The sequence below is a fragment of the Actinoallomurus rhizosphaericola genome (genome assembly GCF_024055675.1).
Taxonomy (GTDB): Bacteria; Actinomycetota; Actinomycetes; order Streptosporangiales; family Streptosporangiaceae; genus Actinoallomurus; species Actinoallomurus soli.
Genome location: NZ_JAMXMW010000009.1, coordinates 40,173 through 63,056, shown reverse-complemented (window position 1 = coordinate 63,056; position 22,884 = coordinate 40,173). Strand labels below are relative to the sequence as shown.

16 protein-coding genes and 1 tRNA gene are annotated in these 22,884 nt (G+C 69.6%); 6 read left to right on the top strand and 11 right to left on the bottom strand.

Translation table 11 applies throughout. The features are described from left to right. The first annotated feature begins 288 nt into the window (after positions 1-288). A complete protein-coding gene (locus tag NE234_RS20820) occupies positions 289-3,426 on the top strand; it encodes an RICIN domain-containing protein (RefSeq protein ID WP_252782136.1) in 3,138 nt (1,045 codons plus the stop codon). Between the two features lie 160 nt (positions 3,427-3,586). Here the strand turns inward: NE234_RS20820 and NE234_RS20815 are convergent, their stop codons facing one another. The 10 genes from NE234_RS20815 to NE234_RS20770 all read right to left on the bottom strand — a co-directional run bounded on the left by NE234_RS20815 (position 3,587) and on the right by NE234_RS20770 (position 17,683). Continuing rightward, a complete protein-coding gene (locus NE234_RS20815) occupies positions 3,587-5,131 on the bottom strand; it encodes an alpha/beta hydrolase (RefSeq protein WP_252782400.1) in 1,545 nt (514 codons plus the stop codon). Between the two features lie 113 nt (positions 5,132-5,244). Continuing rightward, a complete protein-coding gene (locus NE234_RS20810; RefSeq protein ID WP_252782135.1) occupies positions 5,245-6,162 on the bottom strand; it encodes a CPBP family intramembrane glutamic endopeptidase in 918 nt (305 codons plus the stop codon). A gap of 128 nt (positions 6,163-6,290) precedes the next feature. Beyond that, on the bottom strand, positions 6,291-6,980 hold the full coding sequence (locus NE234_RS20805; protein ID WP_252782399.1) for a response regulator: 690 nt from the start codon (positions 6,978-6,980) through the stop codon (positions 6,291-6,293). 2 nt (positions 6,981-6,982) lie between these two features. Continuing rightward, positions 6,983-8,167 carry a sensor histidine kinase gene (locus NE234_RS20800; protein ID WP_252782398.1) on the bottom strand — a complete coding sequence of 395 codons (1,185 nt, stop codon included), beginning with the start codon at positions 8,165-8,167 and terminating at the stop codon, positions 6,983-6,985. A 385-nt stretch (positions 8,168-8,552) separates the two neighbouring features. Then, positions 8,553-8,807, bottom strand: a complete 255-nt coding sequence (locus tag NE234_RS20795) for a hypothetical protein (RefSeq protein ID WP_252782134.1) — start codon at positions 8,805-8,807, stop codon at positions 8,553-8,555. Between the two features lie 16 nt (positions 8,808-8,823). After that, a complete protein-coding gene (locus NE234_RS20790; protein ID WP_252782133.1) occupies positions 8,824-10,248 on the bottom strand; it encodes an amidase in 1,425 nt (474 codons plus the stop codon). A gap of 157 nt (positions 10,249-10,405) precedes the next feature. Further along, positions 10,406-11,152 (bottom strand): GntR family transcriptional regulator, encoded by a 747-nt coding sequence (locus tag NE234_RS20785; protein ID WP_252782132.1) that lies wholly within the window; start codon positions 11,150-11,152, stop codon positions 10,406-10,408. 148 nt (positions 11,153-11,300) lie between these two features. Further along, entirely contained in the window at positions 11,301-12,971 is a 1,671-nt protein-coding gene (locus NE234_RS20780) for a purine-cytosine permease family protein (protein WP_252782131.1), read from the bottom strand. A gap of 996 nt (positions 12,972-13,967) precedes the next feature. After that, positions 13,968-15,755 carry a S53 family peptidase gene (locus tag NE234_RS20775; RefSeq protein WP_252782130.1) on the bottom strand — a complete coding sequence of 596 codons (1,788 nt, stop codon included), beginning with the start codon at positions 15,753-15,755 and terminating at the stop codon, positions 13,968-13,970. 1,277 nt (positions 15,756-17,032) lie between these two features. Further along, a complete protein-coding gene (locus NE234_RS20770) occupies positions 17,033-17,683 on the bottom strand; it encodes a TetR/AcrR family transcriptional regulator C-terminal domain-containing protein (RefSeq protein ID WP_252782129.1) in 651 nt (216 codons plus the stop codon). 99 nt (positions 17,684-17,782) lie between these two features. On the opposite strand from NE234_RS20770, the gene NE234_RS20765 reads away from it, so the two are divergent. The 4 genes from NE234_RS20765 (at position 17,783) to NE234_RS20750 (ending at position 20,912) form a co-directional block, all read left to right on the top strand. Further along, entirely contained in the window at positions 17,783-19,291 is a 1,509-nt protein-coding gene (locus tag NE234_RS20765) for an FAD-dependent monooxygenase (RefSeq protein WP_252782128.1), read from the top strand. A gap of 261 nt (positions 19,292-19,552) precedes the next feature. Next, positions 19,553-19,984 (top strand): Rrf2 family transcriptional regulator, encoded by a 432-nt coding sequence (locus tag NE234_RS20760; RefSeq protein ID WP_252782127.1) that lies wholly within the window; start codon positions 19,553-19,555, stop codon positions 19,982-19,984. A 91-nt stretch (positions 19,985-20,075) separates the two neighbouring features. Further along, positions 20,076-20,339 carry an SDR family NAD(P)-dependent oxidoreductase gene (locus NE234_RS46000; protein WP_406567037.1) on the top strand — a complete coding sequence of 88 codons (264 nt, stop codon included), beginning with the start codon at positions 20,076-20,078 and terminating at the stop codon, positions 20,337-20,339. Positions 20,340-20,495: 156 nt separating this feature from the next. Beyond that, entirely contained in the window at positions 20,496-20,912 is a 417-nt protein-coding gene (locus NE234_RS20750; RefSeq protein ID WP_252782126.1) for a nuclear transport factor 2 family protein, read from the top strand. Positions 20,913-21,193: 281 nt separating this feature from the next. Here NE234_RS20750 and NE234_RS20745 read toward each other — a convergent pair. Then, positions 21,194-21,279, bottom strand: a tRNA-Leu gene (locus tag NE234_RS20745). A 227-nt stretch (positions 21,280-21,506) separates the two neighbouring features. Between NE234_RS20745 and NE234_RS20740 the strand changes: the two genes are divergently transcribed. After that, the gene (locus NE234_RS20740) at positions 21,507-22,814 is read left to right on the top strand and encodes a M20/M25/M40 family metallo-hydrolase (protein ID WP_252782125.1); all 1,308 of its coding nucleotides are present in this window, start codon (positions 21,507-21,509) and stop codon (positions 22,812-22,814) included. Positions 22,815-22,884 lie beyond the last annotated feature (70 nt).

Here is a 22,884-nt window from a genome sequence, read left to right as displayed (position 1 = left end):
ACCGACCTGCCCGACGTGTGGTGCCGGGCCGCAAGGATTCTGAGAATTCGGTGTCCCAGTCTCCTCCGTGGTGTTGCGCGCTTGCGCCGCCACGGAGGTAGGGGCCGGCGGGGCGTATCCGCGCGGCCCCACTCCGATTCGCACTACCTCATGCAAGGAGCAGAGGTGACACGCAGTCAGAATAGAAGAATAGGCGTTCCGGCGACAACCTCGCCGGGCCGCCGCGGAGTCCGGCGCCTCGCGGCCCTCGCCGCCGTCGTCACCGTGACGGTCGGTACCCCCGCCGTCATGTCCCCGGCTCAGGCCGCCACGGGTTCGGGCCCGACCTCGGCGAACACCCTGGAGGTGCACGCCGATCAGCCGTTCCGTCCGGTGACGCATGTGGCGACGGGTTCGCTGTACGGCCTGGCGGACGCGACGACGCCGGCCGACGGCCTGGTCGAGCCGATCAAGCCGAACACGTTCGTGCAGAAGCCGCAGGGGGGTAAGCAGCAGCCGACGGGGGGCATCCTGACGGTGGCGCCGGAGGCGGCCAGGGCGGGTGCGAAGGTCGTGGACCGGCTGTCGGACCTGTACGCCGGCTGGCCGTACCAGTTCAGCTGGAACACCTGGCTGACTCTGGTCGATCAGCAGATCGCTCAGGTCAAGGCCTCGGGGATCACGAACCTGGCCGCGTACGCGCCGTGGAACGAATCGGATAACACCTGGCTGTCGTCCAACGGCACGTTCGAGGATTTCTGGACCAAGACGTACCGGGAGATCCGGTCCAAGGACGCGACGACTCCGATTCAGGGTCCGAGCTTCTCGGACAACATCGGCGACATGCAGAACTTCCTCAAGAACGCGGTCGCAACCGACACCGTTCCGGACATTCTGGCCTGGCACGAGCTGGAGAACTCCGGAAAGATCGTCGGTGACATCGCCAATGTCACGGCGATCGAGAAGAGCCTGGGCATCAGTCCTCGCCCGATCGCGATCGAGGAGTACGCGGCCCCGTCCGAGGTCGGCATTCCCGGTCCGCTGGTCGGCTACATCGCCAAGTTCGAGCGGCTGGGGATCCACGACGCCGAGCTGGCGTTCTGGAACCAGTCCGGCGCGCTCGGCGATCTGCTCACCGGCCAGGGCGGTTCCCCGAACGGCGCGTACTGGCTCTACAAGTGGTACGCCGACATGAGCGGCCAGATGGTCGTCACCACCCCGCCCGCACCGACCGGAATCGACGGCGCCGCGTCGGTGACCGACGACAAGAAGGAACTGGACATCGTCGCCGGCGGTGCCTCGCGTTCGTCCGCCATCAGGATCGACGGACTCCGCAAGCTCGCCATGGGCGGGCACGTCGAGGTCAAGGTGGAGTTCACCCCGGGATACGGCCGGACCGTGCCCGTGGCCGCCCCCGTCACGATCTCCGACACGACGTACCGGGTCGGGTCCGACGGTTCGATCACCGTCCCGGTGGTCATGAACGCGGCCTATGGCTATCACGTCGTGGTGACCCCCGGCCGTAAGTCGACCAGTCTCGCCGGCACGTACACGATCACCAACGTCAACAGCGGTCTCACCCTCGACACCGCCGGTTCGGGGACCACCGAGGGCACGCCCGTCGACCAGGCCTCGGCCACAGGCGGCAGCACGACACAGACCTGGAGGCTCGTCGACGCCGGCTCCGGCCTCTACAAGATCGTCAACGTGGCGAACGGGCTGGTCCTCGGCGTCCAGAACGCCTCCACCGACAACGGCGCCCCTGCGGTCATCTGGTCCGACAGCGGGACTCCCGACCACCTGTGGCAGCTCATCCCCGACGGCAAGGGGCACTACCGGTTCGCGAATTACGGCACCGGCCTGGTTCTCGGCGTCACCGGCATGAGCAAGGACACCGGCGCCCAGGTCATCCAGTGGACGGACGGCTCTCCCACCAGTGGCTGCACGGCCACCGGTCCGCGCCGGCCCGGCAGGCTCGGCAAGGCGCTGTCGTTCTGCAACTCCACCGCCTACGCGACCCTGCCCGACGGCGCCGTCAGCGGCCTGACCGGCGACTACACCGTCTCCGCCTGGGTCGATCCGGCCGCCAACGCCGGTTGGTCCCGGCTCTTCGACATCGGCACCGGTTCGAACGCCAGCATGTTCCTGACCCTCAACGACGGCAAGGAGCTGCGGTACGCCATCACGACCAGCGGCGCCGGCGGAGAGCAGCGCATCAACGGCACCGGCCTGCTGCCGGTCGACCAGTGGTCGCTCGTCACCGTCACGGTCTCCGGCACCACGGGAACGCTGTACGTCAACGGACAGGTCGTCGGCACCAACTCCGCCATGACGGTCCATCCGTCCGACCTCGGGAAGACCACGCGGAGCTACATCGGCAAGTCCCAGTACGGCAGCGACCCCGCGCTGAACGCGACCGTCGACGACTTCAACGTCTACAGCCGGGCGCTGAGCGCCTCCGAGGTCGCCGACCTGGCCGGTGGCAAGGTCGGAGCCGGAGACGTGGTGCACTACGCCTTCGATGAGGCCGGTGGGGCGACCCTGGTCGACTCCTCGGCCAACGGCCGCAACGGCACCGTCGTCGAGGGGACCACCACCGTCAACTCGACGAGCTCGGACCAGGCGACCGCGGACCACTTCTGGACCCTGACGCCCGTGCTCGTGCCCACCGCGACGCTGAAGGCCGGCGCCGCGCCGGTCAACGGCTGGTACGCGAGCAACGTACGCGTCAGCCTGACGACCGACCGGACCGACGGCACGATCGAGTACCAGGTCGACGGGGGCGCCTGGCAGACCTACACCGTCCCCTTCACCATCGCGGAGCCGGGGAGGCACACGGTCAACGACCACCTGCTGTCCGGCAACGGGATCGTCGACGGATCCAGCGGCGGCTTCCCCGTCGACATCGACACGACCGCCCCCGACGTCTCCGCGACGAGGAGCCCGGCCAACGGCAAGGGCTCACCGCGCAACCCGGTCACCGTCACCTTCGACGCGACGGACACCACCTCCGGCGTGCAGGCGATCTCCTACCAGGTGAACGGCGGCGCCTGGAAGACCGTCCACGCGGGCGAGCCGGTCACCTTCGACACGGTCGGCGCCTACGACCTCGGCTACCGTGCGACCGACAACGCCGGCCACGTCAGCGGCACCAAGGTCGCCACCGTACGGATCGCGGACGACCCTCCGACGGCCGTCGAGATCAGGCCGGCGAAGATCGTCGCCGGTGAGGACGGTTCGTTCACCCTCACCGGGTTCCACCGGAACACGGTGGTCGACCTCGCCCTCGGCTCCACCGCGCTCGGCTCGGTCACCACCGACGTCGACGGGGCCGCCAAGGCGACCCTGCGAATCCCTTCCGGCACTCCTGCGGGGACCTACACGGTGACCGCCACCGAGAAGGGCGGTGACCTCTCCACCACCGCGTCCCTGAACGTCACCGGTTAGCAGCCCCGAGGCACCCGGCGCCGATCGTGTGGCTGTCGCGGTCCGCCGACCGCGACAGCCGTGAAGACGCGGCGAGGCTGCCGGGACCCCGGCAGCCTCGCCCTGTGCTTCGGTCTTGTCTCTCCCGTGGTGCACACCCCCGGGCGTCGTGGTCACCGCATCAGCTCAGCGGCTTGGCGGTGCAGTGGAGGTCCCTGGCCGGGAGCCTCCCGTGGGCGAGGAATGCGACGGTGGCGTCGTCGGCGCACGTGGAGCCCGCGTGATAGACGTAGTGGCCGCCGTTGTCGACACCGACGAAGCCGGCACGGGAGCCCAGGGTCCGGCGCAGGCCGAGACCGGTTTCCCACGGGGTGGCGTTGTCGCGGCGGTTCTGCAGGATCAGGACGTCGCGGGGACCCTGCGATGTGACCTTCACGGGGGCCTCGTTCGGAGCCTGCCAGAACGCGCACGGCCAGATGTTCCTCGGCATGCCGTCGGTCAGGGGCCACGCCTTCCGGTCCGCGGCGGTGTCGGCGGCGTACTTCTGCACGTCGTGGGACCAGGCGGCGTCACCGCAGGTGAGGGCCAGGAACATGCTGGCCTGGTTGTCGGCGGGCACGCCGGGCTCGGGCGGGTTGGTGGTCGACACCTGTGCCAGCACGGTCTTGTCCTGGTCTGACGGCTTCCCGTCGGCCAAATCGGCCGAGGCCTTCCAGAGCCGGGTCAGCAGTGGAAGTGTCTCGTTGTGCAGCAGCAGTGAGTAGGTGACCTGCCGGAAGGTCAGCCCGTTCAGGGACGCGTCGGTGCCCGGTAGCGGGGCGGGCTTACGGTCGAGGCGGTCGGCCAGGGCCAGGTAGTTCCTGGTCACCGTGGGGACGTCGGTGCCGAACCCGACGCTGTCGTTGTGTGCGGCCGCGACGCGGGCGGCGTCGGGGAACCGGTCGGCCATGCCCTTGTTCCAGGTGGCGGCCTGCCGTTGCCAGACGAGGTTCGGGTCGACGTTGCCTTCGAGGATCATCCGGTCGGTGTTGCCGGGGAACAGCGCGCGATACACCGTGCCGAGGTAAGTGCCGTAGGACTGGCCCCAGTAGGAGATCTTCTTCTCTCCCAGGGCTCGGCGGACCCGGTCCAGGTCCCGGGCGGTGTTCGGGGTGGTGAAGAACCTCAGGTCGTCTCCGACTGAGGAGGCGCACTGCCGCGCGGTCGTACGGGCCTGGGCGATGTTGGCGGTGATCGAGCCGTCGGCGGCGGGGTAGGGGAACAGGTCCGCCAGGTCGGGGTCGCTCAGGTGGCAGCTGATCGGGGTGCTGTGCCCGACCCCGCGCGGGTCGAATCCGATCAGGTCGTACCGGTCGAGGACCGATGCCGGCAGGGTCGGCGCCATCTGCCCGGGCATGTCCAGGCCCTCCAGGGCCGGTCCGCCCGGGTTGAGGAGCAGCGCGCCCCGCCGCTTGCCGGGCTTGGCCGTGGCGATCCGGGACACCGCGATCGAGATGCTCTTACCGCCCGGGTGCCGATAGTCCAACGGCACCTTCACCGTTCCGCACTTCTCCCGCGGGTCCCTCGTCGTTCCCTCCGCGAGCTGAGGACAGGCGCCCCATGTGATCGTGTTCTTGGCCGAGGTGGTCGAGGCCGAAAGCGTCGTCTGAGCCGCCCGCTCAGCCGAACTCGAGTCGTGCGAACACGCCGTCATCATGTTCGCCAGCAGCCCGATTCCCGCCAGCATCGCCACCGCGGCGCCCCTCCTCACATGAGGGTTGTCGGATGGATGAATGCTCTTCATCGTTAAGCCAGGCCTTTCGGTCGAGGGATGAATTCGCCGGAGGATTCAGAGACGGTTCAGGCGGGTGCGACGGAGGTCTCACGCCGGCGGATCCGACCGGCTCGCCGGGCCTTGCGCAGGAACAGGACGGTCATGGTCCCGCAGACCAGGAGCGCGATGATGCTCGCCTCGGGGCCGAAGCTCCCGCCGCTCAGCACCGGCGAGCCGGACACCGTGCTCTCGAACAGACCCAACGTGTGGTCGGACGAGCCGGAGACGTTGGTCCCGAAGATGCCGCCCTCGGCGAAGTTCCAGCCCAGGTGCAGCCCGATCGGCAACCAGAGCGTACGCGTGAGGGTGTAGGCCGCGGCGAGCATCAGCCCGCCCTCGATGGCGATGGAGATCGCGCCGTAGAGCGTCGCGCCGGAGTTGATCAGATGCAGCGCGCCGAACAGGACCGCGGAGACCGCCATCGCGCCCCACGTGCCGGTCTTCTCCTCGACGATGCGGAACAGCACGCCGCGGAACATCACCTCTTCGACGATTGCCACCGCGCACGTCATGCCGAACGCGCCGATGGCGGCGGCGAGGTTGCCCCACCCGTGGATGCCGTATCCGCCGAAGACCGCGATGATCGCGATGGTGATCGAGAACAGCCCGATTCCGAGGAGTGTCCCGCGGCCCAGCTCGGCGACCGCGCCGGACCGGCCGACCTCGCCCGCCTGGCGGCGTTCGAGGACGCGCACCATCGTGGTGTACCCCAGCAGCACGAGCCAGGTCAGGAGCGGCCCGACCAGAACCCCTACGACCAGAAGCGCGACGGCGTTGCTCTGTACGCCCGAGTAGATCGAGCCGATGACGCCGTCGGCCACCACGCTCAGCACCAGCAGCACGATCAGGCGCACCCACGGCGGTCGCGGCCCCCGATGAGGCTTCTCCTCAAGCCGCTGGGTGGCCCGCTCCCGCTCCGCCGTCGAATCGGCGTGTCTCCCCACGATGTCCTCCGTCAGGTCGCGGCCTCGGATACGGGCCGAACAGCCGGAAACACTACGGAGAGCAAAGCCGGGGAATCATCCCGCTGAGGCGGATGATCTGGGTAGCTCGCGCGAGGGAGTGACGCCGGTCAGTATCCGCTGACCAGGCCGTTCTGGTAGGCGAAGACCACCGCCTGCACGCGGTCGCGCAGGCCGAGTTTGGTCAGGATGCGTGAGACGTACGTCTTGACGGTCTCGTGGCTGATCGTGAGGGCCTTGGCGATCTCGCTGTTGGACAGCCCGCGCGCGATCAGCATCAGCACCTCACGCTCCCGGTCGGTCAGTGGCTTGGCCGGGTCCTCCCACTCGCGTTCCGCGACGCGGACCCGCTCGCCGAACCGGCCGATCAGCCGGCGGGTCACGGCGGGCGCCAGCAACGCCTCACCGGCCGCTACGGTGCGCACGGCCGCCACCAGCTCGTGCGGCCGCGAGTCCTTGAGCAGAAAGCCGCTGGCCCCGGCGCGGAGCGCGTCGTAGACGTACTCGTCGAGGTTGAACGTCGTCACGACCAGCACCTTCACCGGGTCGTCCACGTCCGGACCGGCCAGCAGCCGGGTCGCCGCGATGCCGTCCAGTAGCGGCATCCGGATGTCCGTCACCATCACGTCCGGGCGCAGCCGCCGGGCGAGTTCGACCCCGGTCCGGCCGTCCTCCGCCTGACCGACCACCTCCAGGTCGGGCTGGGCGTCGATGATCGCGGCGTAGCCGGCCCGGATGATGCTCTGGTCGTCGCAGACCAACACGCGAATCGGGCTCCCCGCTGCAGGCGGGTCCGGCATGGTCACCGCTCGCCTCCCGCCGGGATCCGGGCGTGCACGGTGAAGCCGCCGTCCGGGCGGCCGCCGGCCCGTAGCTCGCCTCCGACCACGCTGACCCGCTCGCGCAGCCCGGTCAGTCCGCGTCCGTCGGCGGAGCGCGGTGCGGCACCGCTGGAGCCGTCGGGGCCATCCGTGCTCACCTCGATGTCGACCTCGGCCGCGTCGTGGCGGACCCGGACGACCGTACGGCGGCCGGGCGCGTGTTTGAGGGCGTTGGTCAGCGATTCCTGTACGACCCGGTACGCCGCGAGCTCGGCGCCGCGGGTCATCGGCCCCTGCTCGCCTACCTCGTTCAGCTCGATCGGCTGTCCCGTCGAGCGGGTCTCCTCCACGAGATCCCGCAGGCTCCCGACCGTCGGCGCGTGCTCCGGCTCGTCGTCCACCGGGTCGAGCACGCCGAGGAAGTAGCGCAGCTCGGCCAGCGTTCGGCGACCGGTCTCGCCGATCTCGGCCAAGCCGCTCGTCACCTGCTCAGGCGAGTCGGCGGCGAGAAAGGTGGTGGCGTCCGCCCGGATCACCATGTTCGTCACGTGATGGGTCACCACATCGTGCAGCTCCCGGGCGATACGCGCACGCTCCTCCGCGATCGCCGTGACGGCGGCCTGTCGCCGGCGGTCGGCCTCCTGCCGGGCGCGCACCCGCATCCAGGCGCCCAACGACCAGCTGCCGGCATAGGCGATCAGAAAGAACGCGACGAAGCCGGCCGGGCGTTCGGGTGAGCCCTGGGCGTCCACCACGACCGCGAGGACGACGTACGCGGCGATCCCGGCGACGGCCGGCACCCGGCGAAAGCGGTCCTGGTACGCCCCGACGCTGTACAGCGCGACGATCAGCCCCTCGCTGGCGAACGTGGGCGGATAGCCGAGCATCTCGTGGACTGCGAACCCGGCGGCGATGACCGCCAGACACAGGCCTGGCCGGATTCGGCGCACGACCAGGGGAACACACTGAGCGAACAAGAGCACGAGACCGAGTGCGTCGATGGGACGGCGGGCGTTGTCCGCCATGACCATGCCTTCGTGCTCCACGCCGGGGGTGAACGCCAGGACCACGAAAAGCGCTGCCAGCGCACCGTCACGTACAACCAGGCTGCGCGCCTGCCACCATTTCCCGATAGGTAGGACTTGATTCGGCATCGCCAGAATCATTTCGAACACGCAGAGAGCCTAGTCCAGGCACCCGCAATACCGGCCGGCGTTATCAAGTTGTCCGGTGGTGAGCGCATCGGCCCCGCACCCGCCCGGCCGCGGCCGCCGGCGACAAGGCGCGTTCCTTCCGCCTCAACCGCGCCTACCTGCGCGTGCGCCATAAAGGCCAGTGGGCTGGCCCTCGGCATTACGACCATGAGCACGAGCGACGTAGATCCCATCCCCCCGACCGAGGTGTGGTGCCGGGCCGCGCCCCGGCACCACACCCACCGGCCATCCGAACCGGGCTGAAGAGGACTCACGGTCCCGGCGGCCGCCGCCGGACCGGGCGCCGCAAAACCCTCGCGGGAGAAGTCCCCCACCCGGCGGTGCGCGGCCGGCCGGTTCAGTCGGCCCAGTCGACGATCCGGGCGTCGGCGCGGAATCGGAGCGCGGGGTCGACGTAGCGGGCCTCGGGCACCGCGTACAGCAGGGTGATGCCGGCGTTCTGCGCCTCGTACCCGGCGGCCAGCAGGGCGGTCTCCGGCTCGCTGACGGCCAGGCCGGCACGCATCAGCAGTACGCCGACGTCGGCGAGCGCCTGCGCGTCCGGTGCGGCGGCCGGGCCGGACGGTGCGATGAGCGACGGGGTGGTGGTCATCGGTGTTCTCCTCGGATCAGGCGGTGACGGGGGCGGGGGCGGCGGCGAGTTCGGGCACGCGACGGTGCCAGTCGGTGACCCGCTGGAAGGCGTCGCCGGCGGCGAGAATCGCGGCCTCACCGAAGGCCGGGCCGGCGAACTGGACCGACAGCGGCAGGCCGGACGCGGTGAAGCCCATCGGCGCGGCGAGAACGGGATTGCCGATGCAGTCCCAGTACTGAGTGAAGATGTACTGGAACATCCCCTCGATGTTGATGTTGCCGTCGGCGTCGGTCACGTCCTCATAGCGCGGCGCGCCCATCGCCGTCGTGGGGCAGACGATGACGTCGACGTCGTCGAACAGCCGCGCCACCGCCTCCTGCGCGACCCGCCGGACGCGCTGGGCCTGAACGTAGTCCGCGCCGGACACCAGCGCGCCGCGGGCCAGCATCAGCCGGGTCGCGGAGAAGTAGTCCTCCCACCGGCCGGCCAGATCGTTGCGGTGGTAGGCGAGCGCCTCGGAGGCCATGGTGACGATATTGGCGACCAGCATCTCCGGCCAGTACGGCAGCGAGATCTCGGTGAGCGTGGCGCCGAGACCGGTCAGTGCGGCGAGCGCCCCGTCGAACGCCGGGGCGAGCGCCGGGTCCGCGTCCGCGGGGAAGTGGTGCTCGCGAACGACGCCGATCCGTACGCCGTCCAGCGAACCGTCCAGGTCCGGCATGGTGAACGGCTGGTCGACGCAGTCCGGGTCGCTCGGATGGCGGCCCGCGATGATCTCGAGAACGGCGGCGCAGTCGCGAGCGCTGCGGGCCAGCGGGCCGACGTGGTCGAGGCTGTAGCCGAGCGGCGCGCACCCGGACTTCGGCACCCGGCCGAACGTCGGCATCAGCCCGGTCACCCCGCAGAACGCCGACGGGATGCGGATGCTGCCGGCCGTGTCGGTGCCGAGCCCGGCGAAGAACATGCCCGCCGCCACACCGCTGCCCGTACCGGAGCTCGACCCGCCCGGCCAGGTGGCGGTGTCCCAGGGGTTCCGGGGGATCGGGAACGGCTTGCTCGGGTCGGGCATGCCGCAGGCGAATTCCATCGTCGTGACCTTGCCGGTGATCACCGCTCCGGCGGCCTTGAGCCGGGAGACCACCGGAGCGTCCTTGCCGGCCCCCCACTCCGGGTCGAGGACCAGGCTCTGTGCCGTCGTCGGTCCCTCGGACGCGGCGAGGATGTCCTTCACTCCGAACGGGATGCCGTGCAGGGGACCGCGGTCGACGCCGTCCGCGAGTTCCCGGTCGGCGCGTTCGGCCGCGGCGAGCGCGGTCTCGTCGAAGCGGGTGAGGTACGTGCCGAGTTCGCCGTCGAGCCGGTCGGCCTGGGCGATCGCCGCGTGGGTCAGTTCGGCGCTCGTCACCGTTCCAGCGCGCAGGGCCGCCGCGGCCTCGGTCACGGTCAGGGGTGTCTCCATCCGGATTTCCTCCAAGGGGGACGCGACCGCCCGTACGGCGGCCGGGGGACGGGGACCCGCACGGCCGTCCGTACGGCGGACGGTGCGGGCCCGGGCTTCAGCCGGGTCATTGCGACGACGCGGAGTCAGGACTCGACGGGACGTCCGGGACGTGACGTCACGGTGTGGCCCGTACGGCGCGGGACACGAAGAGGAAGCGGTCGCCGCGCGTGTGAATGTGCGCCAGGTTGAACGGCCGCCCGTCCGGATCGCGGATCACCTGCTCGAACGTGATCAGCGGAGCGCCCTCGGCGACGGCGAGCAGCGACGCCGTGGCCGGATCGGCGGCAGAGCAGCCCATGATGAACTCCGACTCGCCGAAGCGGAGACCCGCCTCGCGCAGCAGGGCGTACCAGTCGGAGTCGAACGGCGGGGCGAGCAGTCGCTCACCCTCCGGGAACAGCACGTAGTTGGTGGCCAGTGCGGTCGGTTCGTCCTCGACCAGGGCGACGTACTCCAACCGGAGGCACGGCGCGCCGGGAGGCGCGCCGAGGCGTTCGGCGGCGACCGCGGGCAGCGGAACCTCCGAGCGGTCGAGCACGCGGGGGCGCATCCGCCGGTTGAAGATGCTGTCCGCCATCGGGTCGGCCGCGCCGTGCGCCTCGGCCATCCGGGCCAGGACGGCGTTGACGACGACGTGGGTGCCGACTCCCTGCCGCCGGTCGATCAACCCTTCGCGGCGGAGCAGGCCAAGGGCCTCGCGTACCGTCGCCCGGGTCGCGCCGTAGGAGGCCATCAGCTCCGCTTCGCCGGGCAACTGGCCGCCGTCGAAGCGGCCGCGCAGGACCGCCGAGCGCAGCAGGTCGCGCAGGCGACGGACCTGGGCGTCATGCGCTCCTCCCGGTCCGTGTCCCCGAGCCGCCATGGGCGGGCACATTACGGGCGTTCGATTTCGCGGTGATTCCCGGTCCATTATCCGGGTGTTACGCGGCCTGGTCATGAGCGACGTCGTCACGAGCCCTCCTTCGCCGGAGAGCCGACCGTGCTTTCGCTTCCCTCGCTGCACTCGGTCGTCACCGCCCCATCTCCTCGGCGGACGCGGTGGCCACCGCGGGCAGGGTCGCCGCGCGCTTCTCCGGCATGCCGAGGAGGGTCGGCTCCCCGGCCGGGCGCCAGGCGTTCGGTTTACACCGGTCGCGGCACGAGCCCTCGGTCGAGCAGCACAGTGAGCAGATCGTCCCGTCGTGGAACGGGCAGGCGGCCATGTCCGCGGTGTCGTACGAACCGGCGCAGACCGCGCACGGCAGCACCTCCGCGTCCGCCGGCAGGTCGCTCGTACGCGCGATGTACCAGCGGCCACGCGTGGCGCCCGCGAGGATCGGCGGCAGCAGGAACGCCAGGACCAGCGCGATGAACGGCGAGAGCGCGGCGGCGGTCGCCCCGAACGCCCCGTAGTAGGCGACGATCGCGACGACCGCCGCGACCACCATCGAGCCGAAGCCGACCGGGTTCACGTTGTAGAGGTGGGCGCGACGGAACTCCACACCCGGCGGGGACAGCTTGAGCAGCCGCTTGTTGAGGAGCAGGTCGGAGCCGACGGCGGCGATCCAGGCGATCCCGAGGTTCGCGTACCAGGCGAGGACCGTGACGATGTGGTGGTAGACGTCCAGCTCCATGAGCAGCAGCGCGAGCGCCACCTGCAGGAACACCCACGCCGCCCGGCCGGGGTGACGGTGCAGAAGCCGGGAGAAGAAGTTCGACCAGGACAACGACCCCGAGTAGGTGTTCATGATGTTGATCTTGATTTGGGAGAGCAGGACGAGCAGGCCGGCGAGCACGAGCGCCACCGTGTGGCTGCCGGTCATCCGCTGGTAGACCACGGTGAACAGCTCCACCGGTTCGGCCGCCCGGTCCGGCGTGGTCTGGGTCTCGGCGTACCCGACGAGGAGCGTCGACGCGAAGAAGATCACCACCGCGAACAACGTCAGGCCCGGCCCGCCGAAGATGACCGCGAGCTTCCACCGGCCGGCGCGGCCCGGCCGTGGATCGGGCATCAGCCGCAGGTAGTCGCCCTGCTCGCCGACCTGCGCGGCGAGGGAGAGCTGGGCGGCGGCGATCGTGAACACCGCCAGCACGGTGACCCCGGTGGCCGCCGCCGCGGGAACGTGCGGCTTGACCATGTGGTGCACCGCGTGCGGGGCGGTCGCCGCCGACCACAGCGCCAGCCCGATCAGCGCGACCCAGATCGGCCACGTCCACGCCTGGAACCTCGCGCTGAACGTCATGCCGTACACCGTCAGCGGGATCATCACCACGGCGACGACCGCGTACGCGATGTGCAGTTCGAGGTGCGTCAGGGCGGTCAGCGCCTGCGCCATGATGGCGCCCTCGTACGCGAGGAAGATCAGGGTGTACGTGGCGTAGACGAGCGACGTGAGCGTCGACCCCAGGTAGCCGAAGCCGGCGCCACGGGTGAGCAGGTCGATGTCGATGTGCCGTCGTGCGATGGCGAACGCGGCGACCAGGGTCAGCGGGAAGGTCACCGCCGTGGCGACCGCGAAGCCGATGAGCGCGTTGCCGAATCCGAAGGCGTTCACGAACGCGGCGTCGAGCGCGTAGCCGGCCATGGCCGACAGGCCGACCAGGCAGCTCAAGAAGATCATCCACGGCGACCAGGAACGGAAGGCGCTGGGCGCGTAGCGGAGCGAGTAGTCCTCCAGCGCCGGATTCTCCGCGAGATCCATCTATCTCCTTCGTTGCGTCGATCCCCGCCGGGGACGCTAAGAAGGGCGGGTTGCCGTGGAATGACGGAGCTATTGCGCCCTGTTACGCCGCGACGCGGCCATCGGCCACCGGGGCTGAGCTGCGCCATCGTGAGCAGGACGGGGCGTTTCGCCGGATATTGCCGGATTGCGCCTCATGTACGAGACGCCTGACTATGGTGCGATCAGCGCCCGGCGTCGACCGGCGTCAGGTAGACCGGACTGCACGAGTCCGTCCTCAGGGTTCAGGAGCCGTCGTGTCCCAGCCTTCACCCAGTGAACGACCATCCGCTCCCGAGCCGAAGACGCGACGCCGAAACGCCGTGCCGACCCTCATTGATGCGGACCGGATTCCCGAGGGGACTTTCCTGTACTTCACGACGAAAGGGCAACGGGAGCGCGAGTTCGTTGATCCATGGCTTGCTGTGGACCCGCGCCGTCGGCAGGCGACCTGGGTGAACGACCGCACGAAGCCGCTTCGATGGCTTCATGACGGTCATCGGTATTCTCCATCAGGCCTTCAGGCCAAGATCCGGGAAGAGTCGGGATGGCCGAATCCCCCTGATGCCGATCATGGACCAGGTCAGTGGCACGTACCAGGCGAGGGCTCTCTCTGGGATCTTGCCGAGGCCATTCAAGATGGACGCCCAGGATCGGGCCGGACCCGTCCACGGAGGTGATCTGGGCAGCGGCCGGATTTCGCCGTCTGCACGGCGCTCACGGCCGCCGCGGGTGGTACCCGTCTATGCGGGGGTGCGGGGGCGGAGCCCCCTGTCACGGCTCCGGGGACAGCGCCGTGACCATCAACGGACTCGGCACCTTCGGAAGCACCGTCCACGTGAAAGGCTCCGGCCTCTACAAGATCAGCAACCTGTGGCGTATGGGGTGCAGCTGTGGGTTCCTTCCAGTCCGGTCCGAATGGTCGGTGGGTGTGGTGCCGGGGGCGGCCCGGCACCACACGCCGGGTCGATCGGCCGATCATCCCGTCGTCTTTCGTCGAACGAACGCTTCGAGGTATCCGCCGGCGGGTGACCCAAGTCCGGTGGCGTCGTCGTAGCCGGGTCCTGCGCTCAGGTCTCCGTCGCGGCCGTCGGTGATGAGGGTGGCGGTTCCGGGAACGGCGTTGTGCGAGGCGTCGGTCTGGGCCCACACCCGGGCGATGGGCCGCGGGTCGAGCGGGTGATCCGTGACGTCGTGGAGTAGAGGCGAACCGTCAAGCGAGTAGAGCATCGGATTCGCGAAGCCGATGGGGCCGCCCGCCGCCTGCTGCGCGTCCGCCTGTACGGCCGCGAAGAGCGGAGCGGACATGCTGGTTCCCCCGGCCGATTGCCCGTTGGGGAGCAACTCGCCGATCCAGGCCCCGCCGTAGAAGTCGGCCTCGGCGGACACGTCGGGAACCACCCTCATCGGAGCGCCGTGTCCCTGAGCCAGCGTGTCGGGCACCACCGTTCTCTGGTAGTCGGGCTGGGGGAACAGGCCGCTCACACCACCGCCCCCGCCGCTGTCCTTTTCGCCAGGAGGCCGCGTCGACCAGCCCTTTCCGTCAGCGGTCGCGTCAGTGGTCATCGAGCCCCAACTGGTCTCGAATTCGTAGTCGCCGTTCTTGTCGACCTCCAGGGTGGTGCCGCCGACCGCGGTCACCCACGGCGATGAGGCGGGAAAATTTGTACTCGGCCGTCCGTTCGGACCGGACGAGTTGTCACCGGCGTCGCCGGCGGCGACGTACACGCCGATCCCTTCCACCGCCGCCTGCTGGAGCGTGTGCTCCCAAGCCGCGATCATGGCGGGGGCGACGGTGTATTCCTCCGTGCCCCACGACAACGACACCACGTCGGCCGCCCGCCGATCGACGATCCGGTCCAGCCCGTCCAGGAGATCGGGGATGACGACGCCCATGTCGGTGTCGTCGGTCACGCAGCCCCCTGAGGAATAGACGACATTGGCGTCGGGGGCCATTCCGTGTGCCATCTCGACGTCCAAGGCGCGTTCCGCGCCCCAGGAATCCCGACACTCGCCGCCCGGCGCCGTCGCCGGTTCCTGGGAGAACTGGCCTGGCCGGAACGGCGCGTCGCCGACCTGACCGGCGTAGTGGTCCGCGGACCGTTCAAGATCCGGGTCTGCGTTGATGCCGACGATTCCGATCGTGACGCCCTTGCCCGTCATACCGGACCGGGTCACGCCGTAGGCCCTGCGAAGCTGCGCCGGTTTGTAACCGCACCCCGTAGCGGGAAAGGACGTCCGTCCGTAGGCGGCGGGAAGGTGCTTGACGACCACCTCGCCGTAGTAGCGGGAGCACGGCGCCGTCGTGTCACCGGCGAGGCGTGGGGCGTTCCGGCCGTCCGCCGCAGACCGCTGTTTCCGAGCGGGTGCGGTGATGTCGCCGTACGGGACGACCCCGATGACCCCAGGAGGGAGCCTGGTCTGCCGCACCAGCACGGTCGCCTGATCGCGGGTGGCGTCGAGTGTCACATAGTGGTCCGTCGCGCCGGTGACCTTCACGTCGAATGACCGGAGCCAGCTTTCCGCGCTCGCCGTCTGTGCCGGGGTGGCCGCGAACCGATCGCGGAACTCTTGGACGGTCAAGAACCGCCGGTACCGGGGGCTCCGGGGGTTGGACACGTCGTATGCCAAGGCGGCGAGCCCGGCCGGGTCCCGCCCCGCCAGGTAGGCCCGCATGGACACGAGATCGGCAGCCGCCGAGACCGGCGCCGAGACCGGTGTGAGCAGGGCCGTCAGGATGAGTGCGCCCGCTGATCCGGCGCGCACGATGCGATTCAAACCGGCTCTTCCTCTCGATGGTGGCCCGGGCACCGACGCCGGCGTTCGGCACGGCCCGTCGTCGTCCCAGGCGGCAGTTGATCTCCCTGAACGCACCAACCCCCTCGGCGGCATGATCGGTTGTCACCGTCGCCGACGTATTCGGGCACCGCTCCGGCCAGTCGGCCTCGCGTACGGCCGGTTCGCTCGTACCGCCTTGGTCGGTCACGGTCACAGCCGCACCCCCGCGCCGGCGTCCAGGCCCGGCAGCCTGTCCTCGGCCTTCGTGGCGCACGCCGGTGTCCGGCCGTCGGCGTACCGCAAGATTTCGTCGACAGGGGACAATCCGGCGCATGGTCCGAGCCGACCGGGCCGTCCTAGCGTGGCAGAGTGCCGTACAGCTATCGCGTGACCTCTCATTCCCCGGCGAACCCCGGCGTCTCGACGCGGTGGGGTCTCGTTCGAGCGAGGTCCCGATCGGCTTGTCGGACGTCGCCCGCCGGGTGGAGGTGGATGTCCACCCGGGACACGGCGGCCGACCCACGACGACGGGTGGCCGGCTTCCTAACGTGGCGGCGTCCAGATGACGTACCCGCGGAGGAGGTGGGATCGGTGAGCGGTCCCGTCGAGATCATCCTGATCCATCGGTGCGGTCTTCGCGGCGCTCGTTCACGCGGCCATCTGGCCGTCGTGGTCGCCGATCGGCGCCGCCGAGATCGAGGGCGGTGGCGACCCCGGAGACCGGCAGCACGGCGGGTGAGGGGCTCGTCGGCGCCCGCGACCTCGCTCAAGCCCAGGTAGCGGCCAATCGTTCCGATCGAATCGGCCGGCGGCAGGTCCAGCGCGCCGAGCGGCTCGTCCCGCAGGAGCGCCCACGGGCATTGACCAGCGCGTGGGCCGGTGCGACCCGCTGCCGCAGAGAGTTGGCAAGGATTCGTCGGAACATGTCGAGCCGGCCCGTGGTCTGCGCGCGCCGGCTCTCCTAACGTGAGCGCGGCACCGGCCGCCCTTCCCGAAGATCCGCCAGTACCGCGAACCGTCATTGGTGGATCGGAGCGGCCGCCCTGGCGGCCGTCACCTTCGCCGCCGCCTGGTTCGTGCGCGAGGTGCCGCTTCGGAGCAATCCGATCACCGGCGGGCCATCTCTCCATCACCGACCGCCGGTGACCCATGACGCCATGGATGAGGCGGGTGAGACGGTGCGGCGTGCGGCTCTGTCGCATGCCCGGCCCTCCCGGCGATTCTTGCGGACTGCCGCGAGGGCACGGACGGTCCCCGTGGTCCGGCTACGGCACGTCGCTGGTGAGGAGTTGCAGGCCCCGTTCGTAGAGTTGGGTGAAGTCGGTGCCGGTGAGCTCTTTGTGGGTTTCGGCGAGCTGAGGGTATTCGCCTTGCGCGATCGCCTGGTGCAAGTCGTCGATTTCGGTCAGCAGTTCCGGGTCGGCGCCGGTCGCGGCCTGCTCTTCGAGCACGTGTCCGGTGGTGAAGTGGACGATCAGCAATGCGGTCTGAACCGCGGCCGCTGCATCAACGCCCGCCTGGCGTAGCGCCCCGATGAGGGTGTCAGAGAAGCCGAGCGTGTTCGGTCCGACGGCGTGGGTGCCCGCGTACACCCGGGCGCCGTCGCGGTGAGCCAGTAGCGCCGTCCGCAGGCCGCGCGCGAGTGCCAGCACCTGCTCGCGTGGTGTGGCCGCGTTCTCGCCGGCATCCTGGCAGCCGCTCATCATCGCCTCGGCCATTGCCGTGAGCAGGGCGCGTTTGGTCGGGAAGTAGCCGTAGAGGGTGCCGGCCTGCACGCCGAGGGCGTCAGCGAGTCTGCGCATGGTGAGCGCGTCGAGGCCCACCTCGCCGAGCAGGCGGAGGGCGGTATGGACGACTTGCTCTCTGTCGGCGCGGGGAGGGCGTCCGCGGGGGCGAGCGGCCGTGTGTTCTGCCATACGAACCGCAGACTAGCACCGGGTTTGACAGAGGGGCCTCCTGGCCGGACACTGCTCTGACCGATTAAATGAACGTTGTTCGGAAATTCAGGAGGCGTCGTGGATGCCGATGTGGTGATCAGCGGCGCAGGCCCGACCGGCCTGCTGCTGGCAAGCGAGTTGGCTCTGGCGGGGGTGCGGGTGCGGGTACTCGAACGCCGACTCGCCAGGCATCAGGAGTCTCGTGCCCTGACCTTGCACCCGCGCAGTATCGAGATCATGGACCTGCGCGGGATCGCGGACCGTTTCCTGGAGCTGGGGCGCACCGTCCCCGGCTGGCATTTCGCGGGTCTGCCCCAGCGGCTGGATTTCTCCGCCCTGCGGACCCGGCACGGCTACTGCCTGTTCCTCGAGCAGGCCCGCGTCGAGCGGGTGCTGGAGGGACGAGCTCGCGAACTCGGTGTCGAGATCTCCTACGGACACGAGCTCTTGGCGGTGGCGCAGGACGAGGACGGAGTCGAGGTGGCGGTTCGTGCGCCAGGTGGCGAGTCGGGGCTGCGCGCCGCATATGTCGTGGGATGCGACGGCGGGCGCAGTCGTGTCCGGGACAGTGCGGGCATCGGGTTTCCCGGTACGGACGCCACGATGACCTCGATGCTCGGCGACTTCATGGTCATCGACCACGACGCCATCGCTGCTGTGGGTGAGGACTCGCCAGTGCTCATCGCGCCGCTGGAAAGCGGGGCCACCCGTCTCGTCGTCACCGATCCTCTGCGGATGCGGGTGCCCGCGTCGGAGCCGGTCACGTTCGAGGAATTCCGTGACGCCTTGGTCCGGATGGCGGGCTCGTCGTTCGGCATCGCCGAACCACGATGGCTGTCCCGCTTCGGCAACGCGACTCGGCTGGCCGAGGCCTACCGGGCAGGCCGCGTCCTGCTGGCGGGCGATGCCGCCCACATCCACTTCCCGGCGGCCGGCCAAGGACTGAACACCGGTCTCCAGGACGCGATGAACCTGGGCTGGAAACTCGCCGCCGAGATCAACGGCTGGGCTCCGGCCGCCCTCCTCGACAGCTACCACACCGAACGGCACGCCGTCGGGCGAACGGTCACCGCCAACACTCAGGCCCAGACACTGCTGCTGGAACTCACCCTGCTCCCGGACTACCGGCAACCGGTGACCGCGCTGCGGGAGCTGATGAATGACCTGTTGCAGATCCCGGAGGTCAACAGCCACCTGGCCGCTCTCGTCTCGGCGCTCGGGATCTCCTACGCGTCCTCGGACGACGATCCGCTCGTCGGCGCACGGATGCCCGATATCCCGTCCACCACCACGGACGGCCGCCGGCTGCGAGTTTCGGAGCTGCTTCATACCGGACGGTTCGCCTACCTCGACTTCACCGGCGCCCGCGAAGGGGCCGCCGCGGTCGCGGCCGGCTGGGGTGACCGCGTGGAGGTCATGGCCGGTGACCCGCCCTCCACGGCCGGAGATCTCGCCGAAGTGCTCGTCCGGCCTGACGGTCACGTCGCATGGGTGCGTCGCCGCCACGAAACACCGGACGTCGCCGCCCGGGAATCGGCACTGCGTACGTGGGCCGGGGCGCCTCGGCAGGCGGCGGTGACCGCGTGAGCATGACCGATCTCCGCCGGCGAAGCCGGACGTGCTGAGTGTGGGTAGAGCTCGATGTGAACACGGGCTCTGGTGAGCAGGGCGGGACCGCTCAGCCGCCGCCAGGTGGCGTCCGCCATCGCCGCGCCGATGACGAAGCCGGCCGGCAGCCGGGTGGCGGACGCGAGGCTGACGAGGCCGGTCCGGCCGGATTTGCCGCATGCAGTTGTAACAATTATCGTTACGACCAGCGCCGAGGGGCGAGGTGAGGTGGAGTCCGACGTGAGCGCCAACAGCAGACTGACCATCGCGGCGCATGCCCTGACGTGGATCGGGCTATATCAGCGGCGTGGCCACGAGGTCGCCACCTCCGAGCAGATCGCGACGAGCGTCAACACCAATCCGGTGGTGATCCGCCGCCTGCTGGCCCAGCTGAGCAAGGCCGGCCTGGCCGAGTCCCGGCGGGGGGCGGGGGCGGGCTGGATGCTCGCCCGGGATCTGGCGGCGATCACCCTGCTCGACGTCTACCGGGCGATCGAACCGGGACCGGTCTTCGCCCTGCATCGCGCGGCACCGGACCCCGAGTGCGTCGTGGGCCGCGGCATCGGACCGGCGATGACCGCCGTGTACGACGAGGTGGAGGCCGCCCTGCGCAGGGAGTTGGCCAAGACCACGCTGGAGGACGTGCTGCGGGACGTCTTGGAAGCCGCCTGACCTCGGATCGCCGACGTCCCCTGACCGGGAGGTCGCATTCTGCGTCCGTCGATGTAACAAAACTAGTTACATCAAGAAACCGGAGTATCGCATGGGACATCTGGACGATAAGACCGCCATTGTCACCGGCGCCTCCAGCGGCATCGGCCTGGCGATCGCCCGCCGTTTCGCCGCCGAGGGCGCGACCGTCTACCTGACCGGGCGCCGTAAGGCGGCGCTGGACGCCGCCGTCGCGCAGCCGGTCCACTACCGGGCGGTCGACGCGGCAGCCCGATCCCCGCCACCAGGACGCAACCAGGTCGTTCTCCTCGCCGGTGACGACGAGAGCGCCAGGCATCCTTCACGCGGCCGCTGACCGCATTCGGGCTCGCGCCGACCGGCCTTGGCGCGCAGCACAAAGGCCGGCGCTCATGCAGCCCGGCGGGCCGCTGAGCGGCAAGCACTTCCTGTTCCAGGGCTGAGGCCCCGACCGGTAGACCTCATACGAACGAAGAGACAAAGTACAAGGACGATGGCAACAGATACTCAGACCTCGCGAACCGTGGCCGAGAAGTTCGTGGAGCGCCTCGGCAGGCAGGACCCCGACGGCATCCAGGAACTGTTCGCCGAGGAGATCGACTGGTACGTCCCCGGCAGTGACGCGCTGCCCTGGACCGGGCGCCGTACCCGCCGGGAGGAGGTCGCGCCGTACTTCACCACGATGTGGCCGCACTTCGCGCCCGGCAAGAGCAAGATCGCACTGGAGCGCATCATCGTCGACGGTGGTGACGTGGTACTGCTGGCGGTCTGGACGCACACCGTCGTGGCCACGGGTAAGGAGTTCACCACATCGGCCGCCCTGCACCTGATGGTCGAGGACAACCGGATCGTCCGTATGCACCTGTACGAGGACACGCTGACCGTCGACAAGGCGTTCAACGCCGGCTGAGTGGAGAGAGTGCCCATGTGCCCCGTGGCCCGGGGCGCATGGGCGCCAGGACCGACAGGAGATCACCGCGATGCCGACCGAGCTCGGCTACCTCGTGTGGGTCGTGGTCCAGGCCGACCCCGCCGACATAGCCGATCTTCACCGTGATCGCGGAGGCGGAGCGGGGGTGCGGGGGCGGAGCCCCCCGCCTCGGGGGTCCGGGGGTCGTCCCCCGGGAGGAATGACGAAGGGCCAGCGGGGAGGAAGCTTCGCTTCCGACCACACTGGCCCCAGGACCGAAGTGTCCGAGGGGGGACTTGAACCCCCATGCCCCGTAAAGGGCACTAGCACCTCAAGCTAGCGCGTCTGCCTATTCCGCCACCCGGACCGGTGCGCCTACGCGGCTGTCCGCGTCGGCTGCCACAGATTAGCAAATCCCTGGTGATGGCGCGAAGTCGGTTTCGGCGGGGTGGGCCCGGAGGCCATCGGGCCAGGGCTGGGGGAGGATGGGGGTGCCGGAACAACCCGGGTGTAACGAGCCGAGACGCCGGTCACGGGCGACCCGCAGCGGCGGGAGGCCCCGCCGGCTCGGCGCCGTGTCTGCGAGGAGGCAACGTGAGCAATCCTTCGGCGGAGGACGAGGTCGTCCAGCTGTGCAGTGACCTCATCCGTATCGACACCTCGAATCCGGGTGATCACAGCGGACCGGGGGAGCGGGTGGCGGCGGAGTACGTCGCGGAGAAGCTCGCCGAGGTCGGCCTCGAGCCGAAGATCTACGAGTCGCACGCGAAGCGGTCGAGCGTGGTCGTACGGATCGAGGGGACCGATCCGCAGCGGGACGCGCTGTTGATCCACGGGCACCTCGACGTCGTTCCGGCGCGCAAGGAGGACTGGACGCGCGACCCGTTCGGCGGGGAGGTCGCCGACGACTGCGTGTGGGGGCGCGGCGCGGTCGACATGAAGGACATGGACGCGATGGTCCTCGCGACGATCCGGGAGCGCCTGCGTCAGGGCCGGCGGCCGGAACGCGACATCGTCCTGGCCTTCCTCGCGGACGAGGAGGCGGGCGGCAAGTGGGGCGCGCACTGGCTGGTCGACAACCATCCGGAGCTGTTCGAGGGGTGCACGGAGGCGATCGGGGAGGTCGGCGGGTTCAGCCTGACCCTGCCGAACGACGACCGTCTGTACCTGATCGAGACGGCGGAGAAGGGCCTGGCCTGGATGCGCCTGATCGCCGAGGGAACGGCGGGGCACGGGTCGATGGTGCACCCGGACAACGCGGTGACGGCGCTGGCGGCGGCGGTGGGCCGGCTGGGGGAGCATCGGTTCCCGGTACGGCTGACGAAGACGGTGCGGGCCTTCCTCGAGGAGGTCTGCGACGCGACGGGCGTGGAGTTCGATCCGGACGACATCGAGAAGACGGTGGAAGAGCTCGGTCCGCTGTCCCGGATGATCGGCGCAACCCTCAGGAATACCCTTAATCCGACTGTTCTGGACGCAGGCTACAAAGCCAACGTAATTCCGCAAACCGCCACCGCTCAGGTCGACGGACGATTCCTTCCGGGGTACGAGGAGGAGTTCTTCGCGACCGTCGACGAACTGCTCGGCGAGCACGTACGGCGAGAGTTCGTCCACCACGACATCGCGGTCGAGACGGAGTTCGACGGGCCGCTGGTCGAGGCGATGGCCGCGGCGTTGAAGGCGCACGACCCGCACGCGCGGCCGGTGCCGTACTGCCTGTCGGGCGGCACCGACGCGAAGTCGTTCGCCACTCTGGGCATTCGCTGCTTCGGTTTCGCACCGCTCAAACTGCCGAAGAATCTGGACTTTTCCGGAATGTTCCACGGCATCGACGAGCGCGTTCCCGTCGAGGGACTTCGCTTCGGCGTGCGGGTTCTCGACCATTTTCTTGATCACGCCTGAGAATTCTCGGCGATTGTCGATTCAATGCGCTCCGTGGTGATAGCGTGACTCACCGTACGGAACGCCTTTG

Excerpts from the sequence above, each read along its gene's own strand:
- NE234_RS20785 (WP_252782132.1), bottom strand. The coding sequence starts at position 11,152 with ATGGCGGCTCGGGGACACGGACCGGGAGGAGCGCATGACGCCCAGGTC.
- NE234_RS20790 (WP_252782133.1), bottom strand. The coding sequence starts at position 10,248 with ATGGAGACACCCCTGACCGTGACCGAGGCCGCGGCGGCCCTGCGCGCT.
- NE234_RS20820 (WP_252782136.1), top strand. The coding sequence starts at position 289 with ATGTCCCCGGCTCAGGCCGCCACGGGTTCGGGCCCGACCTCGGCGAAC.
- NE234_RS20805 (WP_252782399.1), bottom strand. The coding sequence starts at position 6,980 with ATGCCGGACCCGCCTGCAGCGGGGAGCCCGATTCGCGTGTTGGTCTGC.
- NE234_RS20815 (WP_252782400.1), bottom strand. The coding sequence starts at position 5,131 with ATGCTGGCGGGAATCGGGCTGCTGGCGAACATGATGACGGCGTGTTCG.
- NE234_RS20770 (WP_252782129.1), bottom strand. The coding sequence starts at position 17,683 with ATGGCAGAACACACGGCCGCTCGCCCCCGCGGACGCCCTCCCCGCGCC.
- NE234_RS20795 (WP_252782134.1), bottom strand. The coding sequence starts at position 8,807 with ATGACCACCACCCCGTCGCTCATCGCACCGTCCGGCCCGGCCGCCGCA.
- NE234_RS20780 (WP_252782131.1), bottom strand. The coding sequence starts at position 12,971 with ATGGATCTCGCGGAGAATCCGGCGCTGGAGGACTACTCGCTCCGCTAC.
- NE234_RS46000 (WP_406567037.1), top strand. The coding sequence starts at position 20,076 with ATGGGACATCTGGACGATAAGACCGCCATTGTCACCGGCGCCTCCAGC.
- NE234_RS20800 (WP_252782398.1), bottom strand. The coding sequence starts at position 8,167 with ATGATTCTGGCGATGCCGAATCAAGTCCTACCTATCGGGAAATGGTGG.
- NE234_RS20750 (WP_252782126.1), top strand. The coding sequence starts at position 20,496 with ATGGCAACAGATACTCAGACCTCGCGAACCGTGGCCGAGAAGTTCGTG.